General features: G+C 66.1%; 1 protein-coding gene. It reads left to right on the forward strand.

Going from position 1 to position 1,274, the window contains the following annotated elements:
* Positions 1-1,274: MalT transcriptional regulator family protein (locus tag JV551A3_RS05670; protein ID WP_459565069.1), on the forward strand; the 1,274-nt coding region annotated here is incomplete at both ends.

Raw genomic sequence — 1,274 nt, forward strand, 5'->3', positions numbered from 1 at the left:
TTTTGCGAAGCGCTGCCCGAGCACTGGCGTAGCCTGTGGCTGGGCCTGAGCCAACGGGATGCCGACCCTGGTCGCTTCCTCGAACGCCTGCTCGAAGGCCTGCAGCAGTATTGCCCGGCGCTGGGCGGCCAAGCCATGGGCCTGCTGAAAATGCGCCAGCGCCACCAGCCGTTCGCCTTCGAGGAATGGCTCGACGGCCTGCTCGACGAGCTGGCGCTGTACCTGCAAGCCGATACTCCGTTGTTACTGGTGCTGGATGACTATCACCTGGCCCAAGGGCCAGTGCTCGACCGTTGCCTGCAGTTCTTTCTCAATCACCTGCCCCCTGGCCTGGTGCTGCTGGTCACCAGCCGTCAACGCCCGGACTGGCACCTGGCGCGCCTGCGCCTGTCGCGGCAACTGGTCGAGCTCAACGAACAGGACTTGCGCCTGACCGCCGAAGAATCGCTGGCGGTGATCGGCCGCCAACCCACAGGCCTGCGTGGCCAGGCCCTGGACAACCTGATCCAGCGCAGCGACGGTTGGGTGGCCGGGTTGCGTTTCTGGCAACTGGCGGCCAGCGAGTCCGCCGACGAACAGGCCTTGCCCCAGGCCTTGCATGGCGGTGAAGGCCTGATCCGCGACTATCTGCTGGAAGAAGTCATCGAAATGCTGCCCACCGACGTACAGGCCTTCCTGTACGAAACGGCCTGCCAGGAGCGTTTTTGCGCCCCACTGTGTGATGCCATGCGCGGCCGCCACGACAGTGCCACGATCCTGCGCTTTTTGCAGGCGCACCAGGTGTTCCTGGTGCCGCTGGACGAGCATGGCCACTGGTTCCGTTATCACCACCTGTTCTCCGACCTGCTGCGCAGCCGCCAGGCCAGCGAGCCGCTGGCCGGCCTGCAGTTGCGCGCCTGTCGCTGGTTCGAAAGCCAGGGCCTGCTGGACGAAGCGGTTGAGCAGGCGCTGCGGGCCGGTCACCTTGATGTCGCCGCCGACCTTGTGCAGAGCCTGTCCGAGGAGCAACTGCTGGCCGAACAGAACGTCGGCATGCTGCTGCGCTGGAAGATGGACCTGCCCGACAGCCTGCTGATCAGCACGCCGCGGCTGATCGTGCTGTACAGCTGGGCGTTGGGCCTGGCCTGCCAGTTGGACGCGGCCGAGGAGTTGGCAGGTTATCTCAGCCGCTTCCTGCCCGCGCCTTCGGCGACCGCGCAAAAGTCCATGCTGGCCCAGTGGCTGGCGCTGAGTGGTGTAATCGCCCGTGGCCGTGGCGACCGCGAGCGCACCCT

The sequence above is a fragment of the Pseudomonas inefficax genome (genome assembly GCF_900277125.1).
In the GTDB taxonomy this organism is placed as follows: Bacteria; Pseudomonadota; Gammaproteobacteria; order Pseudomonadales; family Pseudomonadaceae; genus Aquipseudomonas; species Aquipseudomonas inefficax.